The 24,377-nt window shown below is 69.8% G+C and carries 29 protein-coding genes and 1 tRNA gene; 15 read left to right on the top strand and 15 right to left on the bottom strand.

The window, feature by feature from the left end; all coding sequences use genetic code 11:
* Positions 1-24: 24 nt before the first annotated feature.
* Positions 25-831 (bottom strand): inositol monophosphatase family protein, encoded by an 807-nt coding sequence (locus ABEA24_RS45310; protein WP_345440679.1) that lies wholly within the window; start codon positions 829-831, stop codon positions 25-27.
* Positions 832-1,024: 193 nt separating this feature from the next.
* Between ABEA24_RS45310 and ABEA24_RS45305 the strand changes: the two genes are divergently transcribed.
* From ABEA24_RS45305 to ABEA24_RS45295, 3 genes are all read left to right on the top strand, one after another.
* Entirely contained in the window at positions 1,025-2,656 is a 1,632-nt protein-coding gene (locus ABEA24_RS45305) for a tudor domain-containing protein (protein WP_345440676.1), read from the top strand.
* Positions 2,657-2,802: 146 nt separating this feature from the next.
* The gene (gene serS, locus ABEA24_RS45300) at positions 2,803-4,062 is read left to right on the top strand and encodes a serine--tRNA ligase (protein WP_345440673.1); all 1,260 of its coding nucleotides are present in this window, start codon (positions 2,803-2,805) and stop codon (positions 4,060-4,062) included.
* Positions 4,059-4,859 carry an HAD family hydrolase gene (locus ABEA24_RS45295; RefSeq protein WP_345440670.1) on the top strand — a complete coding sequence of 267 codons (801 nt, stop codon included), beginning with the start codon at positions 4,059-4,061 and terminating at the stop codon, positions 4,857-4,859. The genes serS and ABEA24_RS45295 overlap by 4 nt, the downstream gene beginning before the upstream one ends.
* A 113-nt stretch (positions 4,860-4,972) precedes the next feature.
* On the opposite strand, the gene ABEA24_RS45290 is transcribed toward ABEA24_RS45295, so the two are convergent.
* Both ABEA24_RS45290 and ABEA24_RS45285 read right to left on the bottom strand, forming a co-directional pair.
* On the bottom strand, positions 4,973-5,503 hold the full coding sequence (locus ABEA24_RS45290; RefSeq protein WP_345440667.1) for a bacterial proteasome activator family protein: 531 nt from the start codon (positions 5,501-5,503) through the stop codon (positions 4,973-4,975).
* Positions 5,504-5,516: 13 nt separating this feature from the next.
* Positions 5,517-6,476, bottom strand: a complete 960-nt coding sequence (locus ABEA24_RS45285; RefSeq protein WP_345440664.1) for an NAD(P)H-quinone oxidoreductase — start codon at positions 6,474-6,476, stop codon at positions 5,517-5,519.
* A 187-nt stretch (positions 6,477-6,663) separates the two neighbouring features.
* Between ABEA24_RS45285 and ABEA24_RS45280 the strand changes: the two genes are divergently transcribed.
* A complete protein-coding gene (locus tag ABEA24_RS45280) occupies positions 6,664-8,547 on the top strand; it encodes a MinD/ParA family ATP-binding protein (protein ID WP_345440661.1) in 1,884 nt (627 codons plus the stop codon).
* Positions 8,548-8,604: 57 nt separating this feature from the next.
* On the opposite strand, the gene ABEA24_RS45275 is transcribed toward ABEA24_RS45280, so the two are convergent.
* The 5 genes from ABEA24_RS45275 to ABEA24_RS45255 all read right to left on the bottom strand — a co-directional run bounded on the left by ABEA24_RS45275 (position 8,605) and on the right by ABEA24_RS45255 (position 11,345).
* Positions 8,605-8,693 (bottom strand) — tRNA-Ser (locus ABEA24_RS45275).
* A 129-nt stretch (positions 8,694-8,822) separates the two neighbouring features.
* Positions 8,823-9,473, bottom strand: a complete 651-nt coding sequence (locus ABEA24_RS45270; RefSeq protein ID WP_345440658.1) for an MOSC domain-containing protein — start codon at positions 9,471-9,473, stop codon at positions 8,823-8,825.
* 52 nt (positions 9,474-9,525) lie between these two features.
* Positions 9,526-10,239, bottom strand: a complete 714-nt coding sequence (locus tag ABEA24_RS45265; RefSeq protein WP_345440655.1) for a 3-keto-alpha-glucoside-1,2-lyase-like domain-containing protein — start codon at positions 10,237-10,239, stop codon at positions 9,526-9,528.
* Positions 10,240-10,368: 129 nt separating this feature from the next.
* The gene (locus tag ABEA24_RS45260) at positions 10,369-10,989 is read right to left on the bottom strand and encodes a hypothetical protein (protein ID WP_345440652.1); all 621 of its coding nucleotides are present in this window, start codon (positions 10,987-10,989) and stop codon (positions 10,369-10,371) included.
* A 32-nt stretch (positions 10,990-11,021) separates the two neighbouring features.
* Positions 11,022-11,345, bottom strand: coding sequence for a hypothetical protein (locus ABEA24_RS45255; RefSeq protein WP_345440649.1), 324 nt, complete (start codon positions 11,343-11,345; stop codon positions 11,022-11,024).
* Positions 11,346-11,484: 139 nt separating this feature from the next.
* Here ABEA24_RS45255 and ABEA24_RS45250 point away from each other — a divergent pair, with 139 nt between their 5' ends.
* The gene (locus tag ABEA24_RS45250) at positions 11,485-12,681 is read left to right on the top strand and encodes a hypothetical protein (RefSeq protein WP_345440646.1); all 1,197 of its coding nucleotides are present in this window, start codon (positions 11,485-11,487) and stop codon (positions 12,679-12,681) included.
* 108 nt (positions 12,682-12,789) lie between these two features.
* On the top strand, positions 12,790-12,951 hold the full coding sequence (locus tag ABEA24_RS45245) for a hypothetical protein (protein ID WP_345440643.1): 162 nt from the start codon (positions 12,790-12,792) through the stop codon (positions 12,949-12,951).
* Positions 12,952-12,957: 6 nt separating this feature from the next.
* Here ABEA24_RS45245 and ABEA24_RS45240 read toward each other — a convergent pair whose 3' ends face one another.
* Positions 12,958-13,710 (bottom strand): M15 family metallopeptidase, encoded by a 753-nt coding sequence (locus ABEA24_RS45240; protein WP_345440640.1) that lies wholly within the window; start codon positions 13,708-13,710, stop codon positions 12,958-12,960.
* Positions 13,711-13,809: 99 nt separating this feature from the next.
* On the opposite strand from ABEA24_RS45240, the gene ABEA24_RS45235 reads away from it, so the two are divergent.
* The gene (locus tag ABEA24_RS45235) at positions 13,810-14,124 is read left to right on the top strand and encodes a hypothetical protein (protein WP_345440637.1); all 315 of its coding nucleotides are present in this window, start codon (positions 13,810-13,812) and stop codon (positions 14,122-14,124) included.
* Positions 14,125-14,128: 4 nt separating this feature from the next.
* Here ABEA24_RS45235 and ABEA24_RS45230 read toward each other — a convergent pair whose 3' ends face one another.
* Positions 14,129-14,590, bottom strand: a complete 462-nt coding sequence (locus ABEA24_RS45230) for a MarR family winged helix-turn-helix transcriptional regulator (RefSeq protein WP_345440634.1) — start codon at positions 14,588-14,590, stop codon at positions 14,129-14,131.
* Positions 14,591-14,736: 146 nt separating this feature from the next.
* Here ABEA24_RS45230 and ABEA24_RS45225 point away from each other — a divergent pair, with 146 nt between their 5' ends.
* Both ABEA24_RS45225 and wrbA read left to right on the top strand, forming a co-directional pair.
* Positions 14,737-15,729: a pirin family protein gene (locus tag ABEA24_RS45225; RefSeq protein WP_345440631.1), complete on the top strand. Its 993-nt coding sequence runs from the start codon at positions 14,737-14,739 to the stop codon at positions 15,727-15,729.
* Between the two features lie 57 nt (positions 15,730-15,786).
* Positions 15,787-16,401, top strand: a complete 615-nt coding sequence (wrbA, locus tag ABEA24_RS45220) for an NAD(P)H:quinone oxidoreductase (protein WP_345440628.1) — start codon at positions 15,787-15,789, stop codon at positions 16,399-16,401.
* A 215-nt stretch (positions 16,402-16,616) separates the two neighbouring features.
* On the opposite strand, the gene ABEA24_RS45215 is transcribed toward wrbA, so the two are convergent.
* Together ABEA24_RS45215 and ABEA24_RS45210 are read right to left on the bottom strand one after the other, a co-directional pair.
* A complete protein-coding gene (locus tag ABEA24_RS45215; RefSeq protein ID WP_345440625.1) occupies positions 16,617-16,802 on the bottom strand; it encodes a hypothetical protein in 186 nt (61 codons plus the stop codon).
* Positions 16,799-17,206, bottom strand: a complete 408-nt coding sequence (locus ABEA24_RS45210) for an ATP-binding protein (protein WP_345440622.1) — start codon at positions 17,204-17,206, stop codon at positions 16,799-16,801. Before ABEA24_RS45210 ends, ABEA24_RS45215 begins: the two co-directional genes overlap by 4 nt.
* 135 nt (positions 17,207-17,341) lie before the next feature.
* On the opposite strand from ABEA24_RS45210, the gene ABEA24_RS45205 reads away from it, so the two are divergent.
* Both ABEA24_RS45205 and ABEA24_RS53875 read left to right on the top strand, forming a co-directional pair.
* On the top strand, positions 17,342-18,148 hold the full coding sequence (locus ABEA24_RS45205; protein WP_345440619.1) for a helix-turn-helix domain-containing protein: 807 nt from the start codon (positions 17,342-17,344) through the stop codon (positions 18,146-18,148).
* The gene (locus ABEA24_RS53875) at positions 18,148-18,246 is read left to right on the top strand and encodes a DUF397 domain-containing protein (protein WP_425551314.1); all 99 of its coding nucleotides are present in this window, start codon (positions 18,148-18,150) and stop codon (positions 18,244-18,246) included. The genes ABEA24_RS45205 and ABEA24_RS53875 overlap by 1 nt, the downstream gene beginning before the upstream one ends.
* Before the next feature lie 47 nt (positions 18,247-18,293).
* Here ABEA24_RS53875 and ABEA24_RS45200 read toward each other — a convergent pair whose 3' ends face one another.
* A complete protein-coding gene (locus tag ABEA24_RS45200) occupies positions 18,294-18,590 on the bottom strand; it encodes a VOC family protein (protein WP_345440616.1) in 297 nt (98 codons plus the stop codon).
* 43 nt (positions 18,591-18,633) lie between these two features.
* Entirely contained in the window at positions 18,634-19,740 is a 1,107-nt protein-coding gene (locus ABEA24_RS45195; RefSeq protein ID WP_345441027.1) for a serine hydrolase domain-containing protein, read from the bottom strand.
* 247 nt (positions 19,741-19,987) lie between these two features.
* Here ABEA24_RS45195 and ABEA24_RS45190 point away from each other — a divergent pair, with 247 nt between their 5' ends.
* From ABEA24_RS45190 to ABEA24_RS45175, 4 genes are all read left to right on the top strand, one after another.
* The gene (locus tag ABEA24_RS45190; protein WP_345440612.1) at positions 19,988-20,947 is read left to right on the top strand and encodes an LLM class flavin-dependent oxidoreductase; all 960 of its coding nucleotides are present in this window, start codon (positions 19,988-19,990) and stop codon (positions 20,945-20,947) included.
* The gene (locus ABEA24_RS45185; RefSeq protein WP_345440609.1) at positions 20,944-21,588 is read left to right on the top strand and encodes a maleylpyruvate isomerase family mycothiol-dependent enzyme; all 645 of its coding nucleotides are present in this window, start codon (positions 20,944-20,946) and stop codon (positions 21,586-21,588) included. The genes ABEA24_RS45190 and ABEA24_RS45185 overlap by 4 nt, the downstream gene beginning before the upstream one ends.
* A 4-nt stretch (positions 21,589-21,592) precedes the next feature.
* The gene (locus tag ABEA24_RS45180; RefSeq protein ID WP_345440606.1) at positions 21,593-22,162 is read left to right on the top strand and encodes a TetR/AcrR family transcriptional regulator; all 570 of its coding nucleotides are present in this window, start codon (positions 21,593-21,595) and stop codon (positions 22,160-22,162) included.
* Between the two features lie 222 nt (positions 22,163-22,384).
* On the top strand, positions 22,385-23,575 hold the full coding sequence (locus ABEA24_RS45175) for an ATP-binding protein (RefSeq protein ID WP_345440603.1): 1,191 nt from the start codon (positions 22,385-22,387) through the stop codon (positions 23,573-23,575).
* 205 nt (positions 23,576-23,780) lie between these two features.
* Here the strand turns inward: ABEA24_RS45175 and ABEA24_RS45170 are convergent, their stop codons facing one another.
* Complete coding sequence (locus ABEA24_RS45170) at positions 23,781-24,365, bottom strand: cysteine hydrolase family protein (RefSeq protein ID WP_345440600.1); 585 nt, start codon at positions 24,363-24,365, stop codon at positions 23,781-23,783.
* Positions 24,366-24,377: the final 12 nt, after the last annotated feature.

Raw genomic sequence — 24,377 nt, 5'->3', positions numbered from 1 at the left:
AGCCGCCCGCCGGGCGCGGCTCTGTCAACGAGTCAGCCGAGTCAGCACGTCGTCATGCAGCAGCCCGTTGGTGACGACGGCACACTGCCGGTCGACGCGCGGCTCGCCCGCCAGGTCGCTGAACCGGCCGCCCGCCTCCTCGACGATCACCTGGATCGGTGCGTTGTCCCAGATCTTGCCCCGGGGGTTCAGACTCACGTCGCAGCGGCCCTCGGCGACGAGCATCTGACCCCAGAAGCAGGCCGACGCGAACTCGTACCGCGTCGCCTTGGACAGCCCGACGATGCCGGGCACGAGGCCGCGCCGCTCCCAGTGGTCCAGCGCGGCGTACGAGAGGTGGGCGTCCGCCAGGTCGCCGACCGCCGACACGCGCATCCGCCGCGCCGTACGGCCGTCACCCGAACCGTCCGCCTGCGGCGGCCACGGCGGACCGCTGGTGTAGGCGCCGTGGCCGCGGGACGCCCACCAGCGGCGGCCCATCGCGGGAGACGACACCACGCCGACGGTGATCCGGCCCTGTTCCTCCAGCGCGATCAGGGTCGCGAACACCTCGATCCCCCGCGTGTAGTTGTCCGTGTGGTCGACGGGATCGATGATCCACCGGCGCCCCTCGCCCGGCGTCTCCTCGAACTCCTCGCCGACGACGCCGTCACCCGATCGGTGCTCGGCGATCAGCGATCGCAGCGCGCGCTCGGTCGCGAGGTCCGCCTCCGTCACCGCCGACCGGTCCGGCTTGGTCCGTACGTCGAGGTCGGCGTGCCGGAACCGGCTCATCGTGACCGTGTCCGCCCGGTCGGCCAGGAACAGCGCGAAGGAGAGGTCGTCGTCCATGCCCGTGACTCTCCCATCCGAGCCGCACCGCCCGGTGAACGCACGGCGCATCGCCGTCGACATCGTCGCCTCACCACGTGGTGCCCTCTCTCTCGCGGCCGTGATCGAACCGTGCCTTTCGCCAGGGCAACGCGGAGATCGCACGCGGCGTCCTCTGTGCGCAACCAAGATCCTCTTACGTGGAGACGATCACGTGCGCAGACTCCTCGGCCTTCTGGCCGCGCTGGTCATGTCCATAGCGGTCCTCGCCATGCCTGAGCCGGCGATGGCGGGTGTCGGGGTGCTGAAGATCAAGAGCGCCAAGGCCACCGACACGACACCCGGGCACAGCGCGCAGATCGAGGTCGCCGCCGCCTCCGACTATGGGGTGACGGAGTTGGTGGTGCGGCTGCACCTGGTGAACGACCGGAACATCATCGCCACGCTGAACACCGACCGCATATCCGGTACCGCTGAAGACGGTGTCTGGCGGAGCACCGAGACGGTGACGATCCCGGACGGGCGCGTGGAGATCGAGGTGAAGGCGGCCACCGGCCTCGGAGGACACCTGGGGTATGTCAGCGCCGGGATCATCGACAACGGCCGGGACGTGAGGCTCAGCGAGCTCACGGCCTCCCCTGACTCACTCGATTCGGAGCACGGGGACTTCCGTCTCACCGGCCGCCTCGTCACCCGGGCCACGGACGGGACAGAGCAGGGCGTAGGGCACCACACGATCAGACTGCTCAACGCCACGCAGAACCTCGAGATGGGCTACACCATCACTGACGATCAGGGGTACTTCTCGGCGGCGGCGCACCTCAACCGCGCGGCGCGGGTCGACGCGGTGTCGCCTGCGGACGCGATCTACCGCACGGCGAAGATCGAGACGGTCGTCCACTACACCGCCCTCGCCACGCGGTTGACGATCGAAGCTCCGGCCGATGGAGGCGTCGTCGGGAAGGGCATGACGCTGACCGGCCGCCTCGAACGACAGAGCCTGACGGGGGAATGGTCCGGTCTGAGCGGTGCGACCGTCAACCTCTCCTCCTCCGGCGCATCCGCGATCGACGTGGTGACCGGCGCGGACGGCACCTACAGCGCTCAGATGACGGTCCAGCCCGGTGATGTCTACTGGAGCGCGCTGTTCCTCGGCGACATGGGCGCATCCGGGACCTACGAGCACTCGAGCGCGGTCGCCAATGGGGTCATCGTCCGCACACAGCCGAAGATCGTCGACTTGGATGCCGGTCCGGAGCCGGCCGGGCGCGGTGCGACCGTGACCGTGCGGGGCCACGTCGTGCGGCCGGCCCCGGCGGGTGGGACGGAACCCGCCCCGCAGGCCTATGTCGGTGTGCAGTTCTCGGCCGACGGGAAGAAGTGGTCCGGACCCTCCGGCTTCACCCTGACCGATGCGCATGGCGCCTTCAGCCTCGGAGTGACGGCCGACCGGGACGGTTACTGGCGCGCCTTCGTCGAGAAGGATTACTCGTACCTGGCGGCCACGGGACCCTCGGACTACGTCGACACGAAGTACCGGACGCGGATCTCCGGGCTCAACGCCTCCCCGGAGCCGGTCCGGAAGGGCAGGACGATCACGGTGGCAGGTGTGCTGGAGCGGAACACGACGTCATGGAAGGCGTTCGCGACGCGGAGCGTGAAGATCTACTTCCGTGCCGACGGCAGCACGAAGTGGACCTATGCCGGTACCGCCAGGACGGACGGCCACGGACGCTTCTCCTTCGGGGCCAAGGCGTCGAAGGACGGCTCGTGGCGGGCGACGTACGCGGGCGATTCCTCCTACCTCGCCGTGACGAGCGCCGCGGACCACGTCGACGTCCGCTGATCGTCCGGCGGACGGAACCGTCACCATGCGCCGGAATACGGCCGCTGCGGCGGTCGTCTCCGGCGCCTGCGCCCGTCCGGCCGTTCCCGGCTGGATGATCGGTTATTGGGTCGGTCAGGGGCGGCCTGGGCGGTAGCCTCGTCTCTGTGATTGACCTGCGAGCCCTTCGAAACGATCCCGACCGGCTGCGCGCGAGCCAGCGCGCCCGGGGCGAGGACGAGGCCGTCGTCGACCGACTGCTCGACCTGGACGAGCGCCGCCGCTCCGCGCTGAGCGGCTTCGAGTCCCTGCGGGCGGAGCAGAAGAGTTTCGGCAAGTCGGTGTCGAAGGCGCAGGGCGAGGAGCGTCAGAAGCTGCTCGACCGGGCCAAGGAGCTCGCCCAGCAGGTCAAGGAGGCCGACGCCGAGGCGCAGCGGCTCGAGCAGGAGCTGCAGGACCTCCTGCGCGTCGTGCCGAACATCGTCGAGGAGGGCGCGCCCGCCGGGGGCGAGGAGGACTACGTCGTCCTGGAGACGATCGGCACCCCACCCTCGTTCGACTTCGAGCCGAAGGATCACCTGGAGCTAGGTGAGCGGCTCGGCGCGATCGACATGGAGCGCGGCGCGAAGGTCTCCGGCGCCCGGTTCTACTTCCTGACGGGCGTGGGCGCGCAGCTGCAGATGGCGCTGCTCAACCTCGCGATGGAGCAGGCGATCGAGGCCGGGTTCGTGCCGATGATCCCGCCGGTGCTGGTCAAGCCGGAGTCGATGGAGGGCACCGGGTTCCTCGGCGCGCACGCGTCGGAGGTCTACCACCTGGCCGAGGACGATCTGTACCTCGTGGGCACCTCCGAGGTGCCGCTGGCGGCCTACCACCGTGACGAGATCATCGGTGACCTGCCCCGGCGCTACGTCGGCTGGTCGTCCTGCTTCCGGCGGGAGGCCGGGTCGTACGGCAAGGACACGCGCGGCATCATCCGGGTGCACCAGTTCGACAAGGTGGAGATGTTCTCCTACTGCGATCCGGAGGACGCGCATGAGGAGCACCTGCGCCTGCTGAACTGGGAGAAGCAGATGCTCGCCAAGGTCGAGCTGCCCTACCGGGTGATCGACGTGGCGGCGGGCGACCTGGGCGCGAGCGCGGCCCGCAAGTACGACTGCGAGGCCTGGGTGCCGACGCAGAGCCGCTACCGGGAGCTGACCTCGACCTCCAACTGCACGGAGTTCCAGGCGCGCCGGCTGTCCGTACGCTTCCGCGACGACGAGAGCCGGACCCGTCCGGTGGCGACGCTGAACGGCACGCTGGCCACGACCCGGTGGATCGTCTCGATCCTGGAGAACCACCAGCAGGCCGACGGTTCGGTGCGCGTTCCGCAGGCGTTGCGGAAGTACCTCGGCCGTGAGGTGCTCGAGCCCGTGGCGCGATGACGCCTCCGCGGGCGGTCGCCACGGACCTGGACGGCACCGCCGTCCGCAGTGACCACACGGTGTCCGAGCGGACCGTGGCGGCCTTCGGCCGGGTGGAGCGGGCGGGCGCGATGCTGGTGCTCGTGACGGGCCGCCCGCCGCGCTGGATGCGACCCGTCGCCGACGCGGTCGCGCACCGGGGGCTGGCGATCTGCGCGAACGGCGCGATCGTCTACGACCTGCACACCGAGCAGGTCGTGGACACCCGGCTGATCCCGGTGGAGGCCCTGCGCGCCGCCGTGGAGCGTCTCGGGGCGGCGCTGCCGGGGCTCGGCTTCGCGGTCGAGCACGGCGAGGGCCTGGTCTTCGCCGAGGGCTTCGAGCTGTCCTTCTGGGACTCCCGGACGGCCCCCGAACCGACGCCGATCGACGAGCTGGTGTCGCGGCCGGCGGCCAAGCTGCTCGCCCGTCACCCCGACCTGGACGCCGACGCGCTGCTGGCCGAGGCGGCGAAGCTGGTCGGCGACACCGTGCTGCCGACCCACTCCAACGGCAACCGCCTGATCGAGATGAGCGCCCTCGGCGTGTCCAAGGCCAGCACGCTCGCCGAGCTGTGCGCCCGGCACGGCATCGACGCCGCCGAGGTGGTGGCGTTCGGCGACATGCCGAACGACCTGCCGATGCTGGCCTGGGCGGGCCGCTCGTACGCCGTCGCCAACGCGCATCCGGACGTGCTGGCCGCCGTCGACCACAAGGTCGCCGCGAACGACGACGACGGCGTGGCCCGCGCGATCGAGGAGCTCTTCCCGGACGAGTAGGGCCCGCCGAGCCCACTGGTGGGCCGGGTCGGCGGAGCAGACGAACACGACGGGGCCCGGCGGTTCGCCGGGCCCCGCCGTACGGGAATTCACTCGGCCTCAGCGGCGGGCGCTCACAGGTACGGGCCGGACGAGTGGCCGTGACCCGGCTCGTCCTGCTGCGGGATGACGCCCGGAGGAAGGGCGCGCCGCATCTGCTCCAGCTGGGCGCGGGCGGCCATCTGCTGGGCGAACAGCGTGGTCTGGATGCCGTGGAAGAGCCCTTCGAGCCAGCCGACGAGCTGCGCCTGGGCGACGCGGAGCTCCGCCTCGCTGGGCGTGTTGCCGGTGTTGGTGAACGGCAGCGTGATCCGCTCCAGCTCATCGATCAGCTCGGGGGCGAGGCCGTCCTCGAGCTCCTTGATCGAACGCTGGTGGATCTCCGCCAGGCGTGCCCGGCTGGCCTCGTCCAGGGGCGCCGCGCGCACCTCCTCGAGGAGCTGCCGGATCATGCTGCCGATGCGCATGACCTTGGCGGGCTGCTCGACCATCTCGGTGATCGGCCGTCCCTCCGAGTCGTCCTTCATCTCCCCGGCCATCATGGGCAAGCCGTTCGGGCCGACGACGACGACCTGCGGATCTTCGCTGTTCAGTGGATTGTTCATAGATTTCCCAGTCTCACACCGTTAGAACGATCTTGCCGACGTGCGCGCTCTCCTCCATCGTGCGGTGCGCCGCGGCGGCCTCCGCCATGGGAAGCGTACGGTCAAGAATCGGACGTACGGCACCGGACTCGACCAGCGGCCACACGTGTTCGCGGACGCCGGCGACGATTTCGGCCTTCTCATCCAACGGTCGAGCGCGTAGCGAGGTTGCGTGGACGGATGCCCGTTTCGTCAGGAGTGCGCCCAGATCGAGCTCTCCTACCCCGCCGCCCTGCAACCCGATGACGACGAGTCGGCCGCCGGTGCCCAGCGCGGCGACGTTGCGGGGGAGGTACTTGGCGCCCATGTTGTCGAGGATCACATCGACCGGGCGGGCCGCCTCGACGAAGTCCTCCGTCCGGTAGTTGATGGCGACGTCCGCGCCCAGCTCCCGGCACCGCTCCAGCTTCTCCTCGCTGCCGGCCGTGCACAGCACCCGCGCCCCGTACGCCTTGGCGAGCTGGATCGCCATCGTCCCGATCCCGCCCGCACCGCCGTGCACGAGGAACGACTCGCCCGAACGCAGCCCGGCCAGCATGAACACGTTGCCCCACACCGTGCAGGCGACCTCGGGGAGCGCGGCGGCCTCGACCAGGCTCAGCCCGCGCGGGACCGGCAGCAGCTGGCCCGCGGGCACCGCGACCCGCGTGGCGTATCCGCCTCCGCTGAGGAGCGCGCACGCCTCATCGCCGACCGTCCATCCGGTGACGCCGTCACCGACCGCGGCGACGCGCCCGGACACTTCGAGGCCCGGGTACTCCGGCGCCCCTTCCGGCGGCGGATAAAATCCGAGCCGTTGCATGAGATCGGCGCGGTTGACTCCAGCCGCAACGACGTCGAGCAGCACCTCGTCATGGCCGATGACGGGGTCGGGAACCTCGCGCCAGCGCAATACGTCGGGGTCGCCCGGTTTTTCGATGACGATGGCATGCATGGGTTTCACAGTAGCCGGGGATGCTCAAGCGACACGGTATTGGTCAAGGCCTGGGGTGGCTTAGGCTGCGGATGAACATATCGTGTTGATTCATCCACTGCGCGTCCGCGAGGGGGACCTGGTGGCCAAGAATGATCAGGATAAAACGGGCCGTTCTCTTGATGAACAGCTCGCGTCTCTTGATGCCATGAACAGCGAGCCCGCCGAGCCGAGAGACGACGCGGCCGACGAGGCCGCGCCGCCGCCCAACCCGTGGACGAACACCCCTCCCGCGCCGACGTTCCCGGCGGTGCCGCCCGAGACGTCCGGGCCCGGCGAGGGGCAGCCGCCGTACGGTTTCGGGGCGCCCGGGTATCCACCGCCGCCGGAGTTCGGGGCGCCGCCGCAGTTCCCCGGCACACCGGCCCGGGAGTACGGCCCGGCCTTCGGCCCCTACCCTCCGCAGGGCTTCGGCCCCCAAGAGCACCAGGAGGCCGAGGTGGCGGAGCAGCGGGACGACGCGCAGGGACCGCAGGACGGCCGTGCGGAGCCCGCGCCGCCGTACGACGCGGAGCCCGCCGATCCCGCCGCGCCGTACGACGTGCAGCAGCCGTCCCCGGCGGCCACGCCGCAGGACGAGCCGCGCGGCGACGCGGACGTGGCCGACGCCGAGCGGACCCAGCTCGTCCAGCCGCAGCGGCCCGCCGCCGAGGCCACCCAGGCGGACGGCTTCGAGATGTACGGGGACGGCGGCTACACCGGCTACCCGCAGTACTCCGCCCCGGCGTTCGGCGGCCCGCCGCCCTATTCGCCGCCTCCGCAGGGCTACCCGGCGCCCCCCGCCGATCCGGGGTATCCAGGCGTGCCCCCGGGCTACGCGGCGCAGTACCCCGGCGCTCCCGACTACGGTCGGCAGCCCGAGGCGCAGCAGTTCCCGCAGCAGCCGGATCCGCGCTACACCGGCCGGCCGCCGATGGAGCACCAGGGACCGCCCTACTCCGTACCGCCGTTCTCCCAGCAGCCCGAGGCCGCGCCGTACGGCCGGCAGCCCGAGGCACAGCACTTCCCGCAGCAGGAGCCGCCGCAGTACGCCCCGCAGCCTGAGGACGGCCCGCCGTTCGCGCCGCTGCCCGAGGCGTACGCCCAGCAGCAGGGCGGTTCGCAGACCTCCGACAGCCTCAGCGCCGACATGCTGCTGCGCGGCCGGCGGCAGGCGCCCGCCAACGGCTGGCGCCGCGCCCTGTACAAGGCGACCGGTGGGACGATCCACCCCGGCGAGTCCCCGGCCGAGATGCGCCGCCGCGAGCTGCTGGCCCGCGCCCGCACCCCGGTGGCCGGCGGCCACCACCGCGTCGCGGTGATGAGCCTCAAGGGCGGCGTCGGCAAGACCACCACCACGGTCGGGCTCGGCGCGACGCTGGCGTCCATGCGCGGCGACCGGGTCATCGCCGTCGACGCCAACCCCGACCGGGGCACGCTGTCGGACAAGGTGCGGCTGGAGACCGCGACGACCGTCCGCGACCTGCTCAACGAGCACCAGCAGATCCAGCGGTACGCCGACGTGCGGGCCTACACCTCGCAGGCGTCGTCCCGGCTCGAGGTGCTCGCCTCCGACCGCGACCCGGCGGTCTCCGAGGCGTTCAGCGAGCAGGACTACCGTACGGTCGCCCACGTCCTGGAGCACTTCTACTCGATCTGCCTCACCGACTGCGGCACCGGCCTGCTGCACTCGGCGATGGCGGGCGTGCTCGGCCTGGCCAACCAGCTCGTGCTGGTCAGCTCGCCGTCGGTGGACGGCGCCCGGTCGGCCTCGGCCACGCTCGACTGGCTGGAGGCGCACCACTACGGCGAGCTCGTCCGCAACGGGGTGGTCGTGCTGTCGATGGTGCGGAACCGCAGCAGGAGCACGGTCGACCTCGACCGGCTGCAGGCCCACTTCGAGAGCCGCTGCCGCGCGGTCGTCCGCATCCCGTACGACCCGCACCTGGAGGAGGGCGCGGAGGTCGAGCTGGAGCAGCTGTCCGCCGCGACCCAGGACGCCTACCTCATGCTGGCGGCGACGGTCGCCGATGGGTTCGCCTGGCCGCGCTGAGGCCGCGGGAACGCGAAACGGCCGCCGCCCGTCACGGGCGGCGGCCGTTTCGATCGGCGGAGGGTGTGGGATTCGAACCCACGAGGACTGTCCCCAGCCCTGGGCGCTTTCAAGGCGCCTGCACTAGTCCACTATGCGAACCCTCCAGGCGATGACCACCATAGCGGCCCGGGCGGGAACCTCGCGCGCGGGACGCGTGTGCACAGGCTGTGGACGGCCGGCGGGTCGTCGCGTGGCCGGAGTCCACAGGCTGTGGACAACGAAATCGGCGCACGTCAGCCCGTGCGCCGGTGGACGCGGCGCTTCGCCTCCTCCGGGAGGGCGTCGGCCGCCGTCAGCGCCGGGAGCAGGTCCGGCTCGCCGGTCAGCGCGCGGAAGGTGAGGGCGACGGTGACCTCGTGCGCCGGGCGGTGCTCGACGGTGATCCGGTCCCCGGCCTGGACCTCGCCCGGCTCGATCACCCGCAGGTACGCGCCGGGCAGGGCCGCCCGCGTGAAGCGCTTGATCCAGCCCTGCTCCCGCATCCAGCCCTGGAACGTCCCGCACGGGATGCGCGGGCAGGAGACCTCCAGCACCAGCCGGTCGCCGACGCGCCAGCGCTCGCCGATCAACGCGGCGTTGACGTCGACGCCGGACGTGGTGAGGTTCTCGCCGAAGACGCCGTTCGACAGCTCGCGCCCGAGCTCCGCCGCCCAGTGGTCCAGGTCCTCGCGTGCGTAGGCGTACACCGCCTGGTCGTCTCCGCCGTGGTTCCGGACGTCGAACACGCGGTCACCGGCGAGGCCGACGGCGCCGGTGCCCTTGGGCCCCGGCGCCGCGACGGCGACCGGCCCGTCGACGGGATGTTTGTCGATGCCCGTGATCCCCGAGTCCTTCCAGGGGTTCGAGCGGGGCGTGCCGATGTTCACCGAGACGATGAGCGCCATGCTCGAACGGTAAGCGGATCCCGGCGGTGGCCGCGAATGATTTGTGCCCCGGCTAGCCGGTGGTGATGAAGTCGCCCGGCTTCGTCACGACGGGGGACTCGAGGTAGAGGCTCTTGTACTCGTCCTGGATGCCGCTGTTGTGGATCTGGATGGCGAGGGGTCCCACTTGGCCGGCGGTCTTGTCGGTGAATTTCAGCACCTCGACGGCCTTGCAGGTCTTCGCGTCCGACTTCAGCGGGCAGCAGGCCATCCGCGCCACCCCGGTCGCCTGGGTGGCGACGATCTCGCACTGGCTCCACTTCTTGACGTCCCACTTCGTGTGGTCGTACTTCGTGAAGAGGCTGCCGCCGCCGTTGTTGTGCCCGGGACGGTAGTCCCAGTGGCCGCCGTTCGGCGGCTGGAACTGGATGGCGCTGAGCGCGTCGCGGATCGGGTCGGTCGTGCCCCAGATGAGCACCGTGGGAGCGTGGTCGCCCTTCACCTGGCGGACGTTGAAGATCCACCGGAAGTCGCCGGCCTGGGCCTTGTTGTAGTAGATCCAGCCGCGGCCGGCGGTGCCGGTGCCGTGGATGGCGTCGTTCTTGACGGTCCAGCCGCCGGCCTTGTGCGGCGTCCAGCCGTCGAGGGTCTTACCGTCGAACATCGAGACGAGGTTCGGGTCGCCGTACGGGTTGGGATCGGCGGCGGCGCTCGCCGCGGGTGCGGCGACGCCTGCCAGGAGTAGTGCGAGCCCCAGGATGAGGGCTCCGAGCGAGCGATGGAACATGACCGCTGACCTCCTCTGGCCGAAAGCCGGATCCCGCCACGGGATCCGGCGGCCGTACGACGGCGGCCGCCGTACGGCATCGGAGGACTGCCAGGGGTCAGTCGCTAGGAAAACCTTTTCACCCCGACGTTAGGACGGCGGGCGGGACGAGTCAAGGTCGTCGATGCGGCGTTCGAGTGCGGTCTCCTCGAGCAGCGTGAACAACCGCACCCGGCGGAAGGGCGGTGCCGGTCCTTCCATCCCCAGCTGGGCCCACGCGACCTGCACGGTGTGGTGGATGAACTGCCGCGTGGCCATGAAGAGGAGCATCGCCATCGGCAGCTCGCCCAGCGCCGCGGTGAGGAGGGCCATCCAGAGATCGGGCCTGCCCCAGCTGAGCATGACGTCGAACCAGGCGTCGCAGAGCAGCAGCGTTCCGGTGACGACGGCGAAGAAGATCGCCAGTTGCCGTTTCCGCCAGATCGCCCACGCCGTGGCCGCCAGGGCGAGGAGCAGGGCGATGTCGAAGCCGGTCCACGCGGCCTGCCACTGCCCCGCCGTGTACCGGACCGGCAGCGTGAGGACGAGGAAGACGATCCACGGGATCAGCAGGACGCAGCAGGTCAGCAGGAAGGTGAGGCCGCGCCGCCGGCGGGCGCGCAGACGCGGATCGGCCAGCGGGTCCGGCGGGCGGTCGATGGCGATCAGCGCACGCAGCAGGGCGGCGCGCTCGTGCGGGTCCAGCCGCGAGAGCTCCTCCGGTGTGATCACGCGCGACCTCCCGACACGAAGTGATCAGGGCGTCATCCGTCCGTCGGCCAGCGCCGCCAGTCGAACGCGTCGCGCCACCCCGGGGCGTCGGTCGCCCAGGCGGTGAGGACCTCGTGGACCTGCCGCAGGTCGACGGCGACGGCCTCGAAGTGCCGGTCCGCCGTGCCTTCGCGGTACTCCACGGCGAACGTCCCGTCGTTCTCACGGTAGACCTGCATGTAGTGCTCGGCGTTGGCGGCGTCGAGCCGGTCCACGATGAGGTACTGGTTGCCCGGGCCGAGTTCGCCGAGCAGCCGGAGCAGCAGGACGCTGGAGGGGGCGTCGTACGCCGTTCCCCGCGCTGTCTCAGCGCGCAATCCCGCTCTGCCCACCCGTGCGACGTTATGCGACATTTCGTGGTGTTGTGAAGCGACGCGACATCGCCTGAGCGCTGCCTTTAGGCTCCCCCCGCATCGCCGCACATGCGGTGATTTCGTGACAACGGGGAGTTTCATCTTGACGAGCATCAAGCGCGTGGCGACGGTCGCGGGCGTGGCCGCCGCGGCGACCTCGCTGTCGATCGCCGCTTGGGCGATGACCGGCGATTCCCATTCCACCACGAAGAACGTCTCGGCGTCCCGGCCGCAGTCCTCGGTCGCGAACGCCGCCGACACCTCCGCGACCGCGCCGGGTGAGCAGGCGTTCGCGGCGACCTCGGCCAAGCGCGCCCCCGGCGTCCTCAAGGCCGGGCAGATCCTCAAGGCGGGGCAGTACGTGCGCTCGCCGAACAAGAAGTACCTCTTGGCCCAGCAGACGGACGGCAACCTCGTCCTGTACAGGGGCAAGAAGGCGCTGTGGAGCAGCGTTACGGGGCAGCATTCCGGGGCATTCACGGCGATGCAGAAGGACGGCAACCTCGTCGTCTACAAGGGCAAGAAGGCCCTGTGGTACTCCAACACCGCCCGTAACCCGGGCGCGTTCCTCGCCGTCCAGAACGACGGCAACCTGGTCATCTACAGCAAGGCCAAGAAGGCGCTCTGGACGCGGAACATCAGCATCGAGAGCCTCCAGCCGGGCTACTCCCTCAAAACCGGCCAGGCGGTGAAGTCGCGCAACGGCCGGTACACGCTGCTCCAGCAGAACGACGGCAACCTCGTGCTCTACCAGGGCAAGAAGGCCCTGTGGAACACCACCACGGCGCGGCACCCGGGGTCGTACACCCTCATGCAGGCGGACGGCAACCTCGTCGTCTACAGCAAGGCCAACAAGCCGCTGTGGTACTCCAACACCGCCGGGCACCCCGGCGCGTTCCTCGCTGTCCAGAACGACGGCAACCTGGTCATCTACGGCAAGAACAACAAGGCGCTGTGGTCACGGCACCTGTACAACGGGATCCTCGGCTCCGGGCAGAGCCTGCGCGCCGGCGAGGGCGTGCGCTCGCCGAACGGCGCCTACTCGCTGTTCCAGCAGACCGACGGCAACCTGGTGCTGTACAAGGGCAAGGAGGCGCTGTGGAGCACGAATACCCACGGCTCCGGCGTCTACAGCGTCATGCAGACGGACGGCAACTGGGTCGTCTACAGCGCGGCCGGCAAGCCGCTCTGGTACTCCAACACCGCGAACAACGCCGGCGCGTCGCTGGCGGTGCAGGATGACGGCAACATGGTGATCTACGCGACCGACCATCACGTCGTCTGGGCTTTCAAGAAGTGACTCCGGCTCCGCGAGCCCCGCACCCCGCCCCCGGTGCGGGGCTCGCGGTCTGCCGGATGTCGGAAAAGATCCGGTGACGCTCGTCGAACCTCCACTATCGTCACCTGCATGCCGAAAAACGAACAGGATCCCGCGGGCAGCACCCAGCAGTTCCGGGCGTTCCAGAGCCAGGGCGACTCCGCGCCGTCCGGTCCGAACACCGGACTGATCATCGGCGGCGCGGTCGTGCTGCTGGTGGTCATCGTGGTGGTCGCGCTGCTCGTCGTCTGACGCGGGTCAGCGGCCGGTCGCGGAGAAGTGCTGGAAGTCCCAGGGCCCGCCCCAGGTGCCGCCCCAGCCCCAGCCGATCGACCGGAAAGCCCGGACCACCTCGTCGCCCGCGTGGATCACGCCGGGATCCTTGCGCTTGCGGTTGCCGTACTTGACGCAGGCCGGATGCTCGATGTGGCCGTTCGGGTGCACGTAGGGGTTCTCGCACGTGTTCACGTCGACGGCGTGCCCGTAGGCGTGCTGTGACCAATTGCTGGACCCGGTCGCGTTGCGGCAGTTGAACGCCGACGTGTTGTCGGCCTCGATCGACTGGAAGTCGCTGCCCTTGTACTTGTCGACGAGTTCCATGCGCCGGATCGGATAGCGCTCGTCGTACAGCTTGTGGAAGACGGTCACGATCTTCGAGGCGACGTCGGCATTGACGACCATCTCGCCGTCGTGCGGCTTGTGGTCCATCCCCCAGTAGGTCATCCGGATCAGCCGGAGACCGTCGATCCCGACCGGGCAGCCGGAATGCCAGGAGTATTTCACCGTCGCGCGCGACGGAATCTTCGTGATCTTCGCGGTGAAGGCCTGTGGCTTCGCCGATGCCGTGGTGGCTTTGGGCGAAGGCGTCGGAGTGGCGGGGGCCTGGGTCGATGAGACGGGCGACGTCGCCGGGGCGGCCGGTGGCTCGGCCGAGCCCGACGAACCCCCGCCGCAGGCCGAAAGGGCCAGGGCCGTGCCACCCAGGACGGCGGCCAGGGTGAGGCGTTCCATAACGGAAGGATTACATGCGGTGGCCGATGCTTCGTCCCAAATCACCAGGCGACTTAGTCTGCCGGTACGGCCCGGCCAGCCGATCCCCGAGGACCGATCATGACGGAAACAGGCGACAAGCGGCGACCGCCACTCGGGATGCGCGAGATCACCGCGGTGGGCAGCGGGCTCGGCACCTTCATCCTCGTCGACTCGATCATGATGTACTCCGCGTTCGAGATGAACATCATGGGCGGCAAGGACTTCAGCCTGCTGTCCCAGGCGCTGGCGCTGCTCCTGCTGGCGTTCGGCCTCGGGGGCTTCCTCGCCTGGAAGATGACGGGGTTCACCCGGTTGTACGGCGTCGGGCTGATGTGCGGCTGGACCTTCATGACGCTGTTCTCGCTCGGCTTCTGCACCGGACTGAACACGTGACCGGTCAGCGCACCTTGGCGACCCGCTCGGCGACGGCGCCGAACGCCCGGCCGACGGCCTTGAGGTCGTCCGGGTCGATGACGTCGATGAAGAACTCCCGTACGGTGGCGACGTGATCGCGCGCCGCTCGCTCCAGCAAGGCGAATCCCTCGTCGGTGAGCTCGGCGTTGACTCCGCGCTTGTCGGCACCGCAGGTGCCGCGGGCGACGAGGCCCTTGCACTCCAGACGGGCCACGGTGTGGGAGAGGCGGCTTCGCGACTGGCTGGCGAACTCCGCGAGCTCGGCCATCCGCAGCCGCCGGTCGGGGGCCTCGGACAGCCGTACGAGGATCTCGTACTCGGCGGTGCTGAGCCCGTGCTTGGACTTCAGGTCCCGGTCGAGGAGATCGGCCAGCCGGACGCTGCCCTCGATGTAGGCGCGCCAGTCACGCTGTTGTGCGGCATCGAGCCAGCGCGGTTCGGTCATGTGTGCATTATACAGAGTGATTGAAGTTTCAACAAATCTTCGTGTACGGTGTCACTCGACCCTTTCGGTGTGCCGGCGCTCCGGTGCGGCGGAATAGTTGAAACTTCAATCACGTTCTCTGGGTCGTACCGACCGAGGAGGTAGCGATGCCCGCCGTGACCGCCGATCCGCTGACCCTGACCCGACTTCCCCGTCTCCCGGAAGAGGGGACCGCCTGGCGGCCGGTCAAGAAGATCGTCACCGCCTCGAAGCACGTCGAGGGGGAGGGCTTCCAGGTCCGCCGGCCGTTCCCCGGCATCGACCTGTCGCTCGCCGACCCCTTCCTGCTGCTCGACCACATGGGCGCGGTGGAGTACGCCCCGGGCGAGGCCAAGGGCACGCCCTGGCACCCGCACCGCGGGTTCGAGACCGTGACGTACATCATCGACGGCGCCTTCCAGCACCAGGACACCACAGGCGGCGGCGGTCTCATCGCCGACGGTGCCACCCAGTGGATGACCGCGGGCGCCGGGATCCAGCACATCGAGCAGCCGACGCCCGAACTGGTCGCCACGGGCGGGCTCTTCCACGGCGTGCAGCTGTGGGTGAACCTGCCGCGCGCCCAGAAGTGGGTGCCACCGCGCTACCAGGACATCGAGTCCCGCGACGTGGCGCTGCTGACCAGCGACGACGGCTCGTCCATCGTGCGGGTGATCGCCGGTGAGCTGGCCGGTCACCAGGGGCCGGGCGTCACGTACACGCCGATCACCTACCTGCACGCGACCGTCGCGCCGGGCGCCCGGCTGACGCTGCCGTGGCCGCGCGATTTCAACGCGCTCGTCTACACGCTCTCCGGGCGCGGGCAGGCGGGTCCGGAGGGACGCCCGCTGGACGAAGGGCAGCTCGCCGTGTTCGGCACGGGCGACGCGCTGACCGTCACGGCGGCCGACTCGCAGCCCCTCGCGAGCCGGAACGGCTGGGAGATCCTGGTTCTGGGCGGCCTGCCGATCCGCGAACCGATCGCGCGGTACGGGCCGTTCGTGATGAACACCCGCCAGGAGATCATCGAGGCCTTCGAGGACTTCCAGGCGGGCCGCATGGGCACCGTCCCCGCGGAGAAGGTCCCGCACCGCAGCGCCGCCGACGAGCACCTGTCCTGACCTCACCCCCACCGGGGCGGGATACGGCCCGCCCCGGATCCCCCGAAGGAGACTGTCATGGCGACGAAGGTCGCGGTCATCTACTACTCCGCCACCGGCACCGTGTTCGAGCTGGCCAAGACGGCCGCCACGGCGGCCGAGAAGGCCGGCGCGGAGGTCCGCCTGCGCAAGGTGCGGGAGCTCGCCCCCGAGGAGGCGATCGCCGCCAACCAGGGCTGGGCGGACCACGCCGAGGCGACCCAGCACGTGGTCGAGGCGTCCCTGGACGACCTCGAGTGGGCCGACGTGATCATGCTGGGCGCGCCGACGCGGTACGGCCTGCCGGCCGCCCAGATGAAGCAGTTCCTCGACACCACCGGACCGCTGTGGGCGCAGGGCCGGCTGATCAACAAGATCGGCACGTCGTTCACCGCGACGGCCACCCGGCACGGCGGTCAGGAGTCGACGATCCTGGCGCTGAACAACACCTTCTACCACTGGGGCTCCATCATCGTGCCGCCCGGCTACGGTGACCCGATCCAGTTCCAGGCGGGCAACCCGTACGGCGCCAGCCACACCTCGAACAACGGCGAGGACCTGCCGGGCGACGTGGAGCGCGCCGCCATCGAGTTCCAGGCCCGGCGCGCCGTCGAGGTAGCCGACACCTTCCTGCGCGGGCGCTCGCAGGCCTGAGCCTGGGGGGCGGGCCGCGGTCCGCCAACGAGGCCCCTGCATGGCGTGGGGGCGGCGAGACCCGGCATAACGCCTGAATGTCGCCGGCGGGCGAGGGTCTTTGTTCTGCGCCGTCCCGCCAGGCGGGAAAATTACCGTGTGGCGGGACAGCGCAGAACGAGGGCAGCCGTCCCGGACGGAAAAGAGTCTCGGAATCCGCGGCGAATCTCCTCGGCTCAGTTGCCCGCGGCGGGGCGGTCGAGCTCCGCGAGCATCTGGCGAGCCGCGTCCGGGTACTTTCCGATCAGGACGCGGGGTTGTGCCTCCTCGGCGATGCGGCTCGCGCCGATGAACGGCGTCCGGCGTAGCACGTCCTGAAACTCCGCCAGCGATCGGAGGAGGTCGTCGCCCGGCGCACTCATTCCGTTCCCCTCCTGACGTGAAGCTCCGCCCAGACGGTGTTTCCGTCGGGTCGCTCCAGGTAGCCCCAGCGGTCGGCGAGGGCCTCGACGATCACCAAGCCACGCCCGTTCTCGTCTTCGGGACCCGACTCGCGTTGCTCGGGCGTTCCTTCGCGATGATCGGCGACCTCGACGCGAAGAATCGCGGTCTTGAGGTTGAGATACAGAGTCAGCCGATATTCCCCGCCCGGGAGCGCGTTGGTGACCAGCTCGCCCGCGATCTGCTCGAGGTCATCGGCGAGCCGGCTGAGGCCCCACGTCCATAGGACGGTACGGACGAATCGCCGTGCGCGGCCCGCGAATTTGCTGTCTGCTCCGAGATCTACGTAACGGGATATCTCGGTCTTTATCAGGATGCTAGGCACTATCGCCTCCTCCGGCAGCCCCGCGTTCCGGGGCTTCCCAGAATGAAGCCGACGGGGCTACGGTGGGGAGCGTTCTGGGGCTCCAAGGGGATTGGAGCCTACCGACGGGGAGAATGGCCGCGGGAGGCGATGAGAATGTCGCAAGCGGATGATATCGACCCGGATCGGTCGCTTCAGGAATGGATGGCATATGCGCTCCGAAAGCGGCGCGCAGCGGCCGGAATGTCTCAAAGGGACTTAGCCAAGCGCGCCACGCTCTCCGAGTCGGGGGTCAAGCATCTCGAAGCCGGTCGGCGGCCGTTCCGGAGGGCGCATGCTGAGCTGTTCGATACGCTGTTCGACACGGACGGCTTTTTCGTGCGGCTGTGGACACACTCGCAACGAGAGCACGACCGCGAATGGTTCCGCCGGTACACGGGCTACGAACGCCGCGCCGACGAGATCCGAATCTTCCAGCCGCTCGTTATCCCGGGCCTGTTCCAGACGCCGGCCTACGCCCGCGCGCTGCTCGAACCCGGCAGGCTGCCAGACCTCGACGGGACCGTCTCCGCGCGTATCGCGCGACAGGAGATCCTCGACCGCGCCGACGCGCCGGAGGTCTGGGCGCTTATCACGGAAGCCGTCCTCCGGACCCCGATCGGTGGTACGGAGGTCTTCCGCGAGCAGTTAGGGCAACTCCTAAAGATCGCCAAACGCCCGAACGTTACGATACAGGTCATCCCAATGAGTGCTGGCGCCCACATCGGGTTTGACGGAGGGTTCGTCCTCTTGTCGATCGAGGACGAGCGGGTGGCCTTCGTAGAGGCGCAACTATCCGGTCGGCTCATCCGCGATGAGGGCGAAGTGAGGGAGCTCGCGGTACGATATGACCGGATTCGCGCTAAGGCACTGTCCGAGGATGACTCCCTATCCCTCATCGCAAGCATCGTGGAGGCCCTCTGATGCACCAAGCGACCGACTGGCGTAAGGCCGACCGAAGCAACGCGTCCGGTGGCGAGTGTGTCGAAGTCGCCGTCTTCCAGGATGAGCGCTCGGCCTGACGTTCCCCAGATGTGAAAAGCCCTGTCCCTCGGCCCGTGTACGCGGGTCAAGGGGCGGGGCTATTTGGTGCTCCCAGGTCATCGCCGGTTTCGAAGTAGTCGTGGAGGTGTGGGGGGAGAGCGGCGGGATCGGGCTGGAAGATCTCGATGAGCAGGCGGTCGGGTCCCTGGGCCATGGCGTAGGTCGCGGTCGGCTCGTCGCGGATGTCGGGGACCGAGACGCCGAGGGCGCGCAGACGTTCCACGACGGTCTCGAGTTCGTCGGTTTGGACGCCGAGGTGGTGGACGGTGCCCTGGCCCAGGGTCTTGGGCGGCTGCTCGTACAGGTGGATGCGGCCGGTCAAGAGGTGACCTTTGGTTGCTGGTGTTGTCCGAGTCCGCAGGGCTTCAAACCGTCGGGCAGAGGACGGCTTCGGCGGTTTTGAACATCGCGGGGATGATGGCGGAATCGTCGGCGGTGCTCCGCGTGACGGAGATGGCGAACTCCTTCCGGCCATCGGCCGAGAAGACGGTCAGTGCGACGTAGCCGGGCGCATCGCCGCCCCACATTTTCAGGTCTTCTGCGCACCGGCCCCTGCTCTGCTGCGCGCTGCCCTGGGGTTGGGGGCCACGGGTGAGGACCTCCTGCAGCGACGGCGGCAGCAGGCTGCCCTGGGAAAAGGCCCGCCAGAAGGTGCTGACGTCATGCGTCGTCGAGACGACGCCGCCGGCACCGTTGCCCCAGCTGGCGTTGAAGCGGTGCACATCGCGCAGGGTGCCGGTGGAGTCGGGGTAGTAGCCGTGCCCGTGCGGGCCCTTGATGCCCTCCGGGGGCTTGGTGATGTGGTAGGTCCGGGTCATGCCGAGCGGGCGGAAGAGACGCCGGTCGAGCTCGCTGGCCAGGGTGTCCCCGGTCACCTTCTCGATGATCATGTCGATGAGGGTGTAGTTGGTGTTGGAGTAGGTGAACTTCTCGCCCGGCTCGCCGGTGCGCGGCAAGCCCCGCGTCATCTTCACGATGTCGATGGGCCGGTAGTAGGTGGTGAAGTCGAAGACGTCGAACGCCGGTTCGGTCGTGCCGCTCTTGTAGAACCAGTCGGGGATGCCGGAGGTGTGCTGGATCAGCTGCTGGACGGTGATCTCGTCGGCTCGTTCCACCAACCCGTCCACCTCGGGCAGCAGGTCGGCGAGTTTGTCGTCCAGGCTGAGCCTGCCCTCCTTGACAAGTTGGAGGAGCACGGTGGCCACCATGACCTTGGATTGCGAGCCGATGCGGAAGCGGGAGTTCGCCGGGATCGTGCCGCCTTTGCCGTTGAGCAGCCGCGACCCAGCGGTGCCACGGCCGGCCGGCTTGCCGTCCACGTACACGCCGCCGATCGCGCCCACGACGCCCGGCATCTTGGCCAGGTTCTCCATGGCCTGCTGGACGTCGCCGATCGCGGTGGCGTGGGCGGCCGTCGCGGGCGATGCGGTGGCCAGCAACAGGGCTGCCGCGGTCGCGGCGGCAACGGACATGTGCTTCAAGACAACAACTCCTTCGAGGGGACGAAAAGGGTCAGGAAGGCGCGGGCGGGTCACGTGATGATCTGTCGTGCCGTCTCGCGCCTCCACTCAAGACGGAAGGCTGTTGTGGTGACGTATGCGATTTTCGAAACGCTCGCGATACACGACATCCCCGTCTTGTTACCGACCGGCCCGCGCGATCGCCGGAAAGCGTACATGCGGCCTGTACGTACATGCTGCATGTATGTATGGTGGCGACATGATCGACATCGGTGTTCTGCTGTCCACCCGCGAGGCGGCGATCAAGGACGACTGGCACGTGCCACGGCTGATCGAGTTCGCCCGACGGGCCGAGGCACTGGGCTTCGACTCGGTGTGGGCCGGTGATTCGCTGACGGCCCGCCCCCGTGTCGAGCCGCTCACTCTCCTGTCCGCGGTCGCGGCCGCGACCACCACCGTCGGGGTCGGCACCGCCGCGCTGACCGGTGCGCTGCGGCAACCGCTGCTCGCCGCGCACACGATCGCGACGCTCGACCTGGTCAGCGAGGGTCGGCTGACTCTCGGCCTCGGCGCGGGGTTCCCGTATCCGCAGACCGAGGCGGAGTTCACCGCCGCCGGTGTGCCCTTCACCGAACGGCTCGGCCGGCTGCTGGAGACCGTACGGCTGTGGCGTTCCCTGTGGAGCGCCGACCGGCCGGACGCCTTCGAGGGCCGCTACTGGAGGTTCGACGGGCTGGCCGGCCTGCCCGCGCCCTCCCGGCCGGGCGGCCCCGCGCTCTGGCTCGCCGGTGCGGGGCCCCGGGCGGTCGACCGCGTCGGGCGGCTCTTCGACGGCTGGCTGCCCTACCTTCCCGAGCCGGAGGAGTACGGCCGGCAGCGCGCCGAGATCGAGGAGGTCGCCACGGCGGCGGGCCGGGATCCCGCGACGGTCACCCCCGCGCTCTACGTGACCGTGCTTCCGCAGGACGACCCGGCGCGCGCCCGCGCCGGCCTGGAGTCCTACGTGCGGGCGTACTACGGCGCGTCCCTCGACGACATGTCCCGGCTGCAGGCGTTCGTCGCCGGGACGCCGGAGCAGTGCGCCGAGCGCCTGGCCGCGTACGCCGTCGCCGGAGTCCGGCACTTCGTCATCCGCATCGGGTCCCTCGACACGCTGCCCCACCTGGAGACGGTCGCCGGGATCGCGGACGCCGTACGGAGGCCGGTGAGCGTCCGATGAGGCGCGAGGAGGTCGTGGCCGGGCTGTCCGGCCAGTACGCGGTCTTCGCCACGCTGATCGACGGCCTGACCGCGGAGGAGTGGGACACACCGACCCGGTGCACCGGATGGCAGGTCTGCGATGTCGCCGCTCACGTCGTCGGCAACGCGGTCGACACCGCGAACGGCGTCGCCGGCACGCGTACGCCGGACGAGCAGGCGCGGGCCTTCCGGGGCGAAAGCCCGGATGATCTCGCCGCCGAGCTGCGATCGGCCGCCGGACGCCTCATCCCGCTCCTCGAGACCCTGAACGACCGCGTCTGGGAGCGCCCGAGCCCGGTCCCCGGCCGGTCCGTCGGGAACGGCGTGCACACGCTCTGGTACGACACGTTCGTGCACGGCGACGACATCCGCGTGGCGCTCGGCCGGCCCGAGGACCGCGGACCCGGGCTCGCCGGAAGCGTGGGCTGGCTCCGCGACGAGCTGGAGCGGCTCGGCCGGGGGCCGTACCGGCTGGTCCTGGACGGGCTCGGCGAGTACGCGATCGGCGCGGACGGTCCGGTGCTGCGCGGTGATCCGCTGCGGTTCGCGCTCGTCGCGACCGGCCGGGCGGATCCGGCGGAGTTCGGGACGGACGTCGGTGTCAACGTGCACCTACCATGATCCTATGAGCCGCAAGGTGGAGCAGGGCGAGGTGACGCGCGCGGCGCTCGTCGACGCGGCCGTCGCCCTCTTCACCGAGAAGGGCTACGCCGACACGTCGACCGCGGAGATCGTGCGGCGGGCCGATGTGACGCGCGGCGCGCTCTACCACCACTTCGCCGACAAGGAAGAGCTGTTCCGCGCCGCTCATGAGGCGGTGGAGAAGGACATCTTCGAGCGGGTTCGCACGGCGGCGGAGAAGACCGAGGGCGGGGCCGTCGAGCGGCTGAAGGCGGGCGTGGACGCGTTTCTCGACTCCTGTCTCGAGCCCGTGGTCCGGCGCGTCCTGCTGACCGAGGGGCCGCTGGTGCTCGGCTGGGAACGCTCGCTCACCTTCGACAACCCGTACTGCTCGCGGCGGCTGCTGCGGGCGGCCGTGGGGGAGCTGCGGCCGGGCGAGGAGCCTGAGCCGCTGGCCCACCTGCTGTACGGCGCGCTGCTGCAGGCGGGGCTGGTCGTCGCGGCCGACCGGGAGCGGCGTGCGGTGATGGGACGCTCGTTGTCAGACCTCATCGATACTTTGTTCGAGGGATAGATGGGTTCCGGCTGACGCGGCCGTCCGCGTGCGCTACCGTTGGCACGACTTCGAACACAGATTCGATGTCCTGTCCGCGCACGTTTCGAGGAGGCGGGGCCGGTGGCGATACTCACCGCTCCGGGCGCGACACGGTGTCGGTCGCGTCGTCGCGCGACACGCCGTAGCGCTTTCTATGGAAATCTACGGCCGCAGCTATATCCCCTCATAGAGTCCGAGAGCGTGGACCCCGTCCGTAATCCGTACGCCCCCGGCGCGGGGCAGCGCCCCCCGGAGCTCACCGGACGCGACCGCGAGCTGCGGCAGTTCGAGGTGGTCCTCGAACGCGTCGCGCACGGCCGTCCCGAGCGCAGCATGATCCTGACCGGCCTGCGTGGCGTGGGAAAGACCGTGCTGCTCAACACGTTCCGCTCCATGGCGATCCAGAAGCTGTGGGGCACCGGCAAGATCGAGGCGCGGCCGGACCAGTCGATCCGCCGGCCCGTGGCCTCGGCCCTGCACATGGCGGTGCGCGAGCTCGCCCCACGGCACCGGGCGCCCGACCGTATCGAGGAGTTCCTCGGTGTGCTCAAGGCGTTCGCGCAGGCCGACACCGAACCGCCCAAGGGCAAGGCGGCACCTCGCCGGTGGAACCCCGGCATTGACGTGCCCGCGGCGCGGGGCCGGGCCGACTCCGGCGACCTGGAGATCGACCTGACCGAGCTGTTCGTCGACGCCGCGTCGGTGGCGACCGACCTCGGGGTCGGGATCGCGCTGTACGTCGACGAGATGCAGGACATCCCGGCCGACGACGTCTCGGCGCTGTGCGCGGCCTGCCATGAGCTGTCCCAGAGTGGCGGCCCGCTCATCGTCGTCGGCGCGGGGCTGCCGCACCTGCCGGCGGTGCTGTCGGCCAGCAAGTCCTACTCCGAGCGCCTTTTCCGGTACGCCCGCATCGACCGGCTGGACCGGGACGCGGCCGACCTGGCGCTGCTGGCCCCGGCCGAGCGCGAGGGCGTGACCTTCACCCCGGACGCCCTCGACGCCCTGTACGACGCCGCGGACGGCTACCCGTACTTCGTGCAGGCGTACGGCAAGGTGGCCTGGGACATCGCGCCGGAGACGCCGATCAACGCGGGCGACATCAAGGTCGCGGCTCCGGAGGCGGAGGGGGAGCTGGCCGTCGGCTTCTTCGGCAGCCGGTACGAACGCGCGACCCCGGCCGAACGCGACTACATGCGCGCCATGGCGTCGCTGGGCGACGACCCGGTGCTGACCGCGACCGTCGCCGACGAGCTGGGCCGCAAGCCGTCCAGCCTCTCGCCGGCCCGGGACGGCCTGATCAAGAAGGGTCTCATCTACAGCGCGGAGCGCGGGCTGGTGGCGTTCACCGTCCCGCACTTCGGTCATTTCCTCAGGTCACAGCCGGTCTGAGGCCCCGCTACCGCTGTCTAGCGCACTCTTGGAATGCTCCTAGAGAGCCGTAGAGAGTGCCATCGGGGTGCCGTCTCGACAGGAATATACGGCTGTCTAGTCGCCCTCCTAGAAAGCAATAGAAAAGGCGATGGCCGCCCGGTGGTCTCCACTGGACGGCCGTCGAGCTCTCTATACGATGGTCTAGCGGTGAGCGAAGACACCCTTATACGGAGGCAGAGACGCCGATGAGGTCGGCGGTGCGGACCACGCGGGCGAACCGTCCGTGGTGCAGGCTCGCGGCGGTGGCACGGGTGAGCTCCTCCGCCGTCACCGTCTCGCCGTCCGGGCCCACGGCGTCGAACGTGTGCATCGCGTCGATCGGGTAGAGCACGTCGTACCCGAGGTTGCCGCCCATACGGGCGGTGGTCTCGTTGCACATGTTCGTCTGGATGCCGGCGATCACGAGCTGGCCGATCCCGCGCTCGCGGAGCCAGCCGTCGAGGTCCGGCTTGCCGTAGAACGCCGAGTTGACGTTCTTGGTGACGAACAGGTCGGGCCGGGTCTCCCCGAACGCCTCCAGCACCACGTCCTTGAGCTCGTTGCCGGGGGACTCCGCCGCGAGGGGCGAACCCGGACGGCTGTCGTGGCGGACCAGCACGATCGGCCGGCCGGCTGATCGCCAGGCCCGGATCAGGGCCACGATGTTCTCCTCGGCGGCCGGATTGTCCCGCCGGCCCCAGTACGGGTCCTCGAAGCCCTTCTGGACGTCGATGACGATGAGCGCGGCATTCTCGGTGAGTTCTGTCATGTCATCGAGCAT

Source organism: Actinoallomurus vinaceus, from assembly GCF_039542055.1.
In the GTDB taxonomy this organism is placed as follows: domain Bacteria; phylum Actinomycetota; class Actinomycetes; order Streptosporangiales; family Streptosporangiaceae; genus Actinoallomurus; species Actinoallomurus vinaceus.
This window is presented reverse-complemented; position numbering and strand designations above follow the sequence as displayed.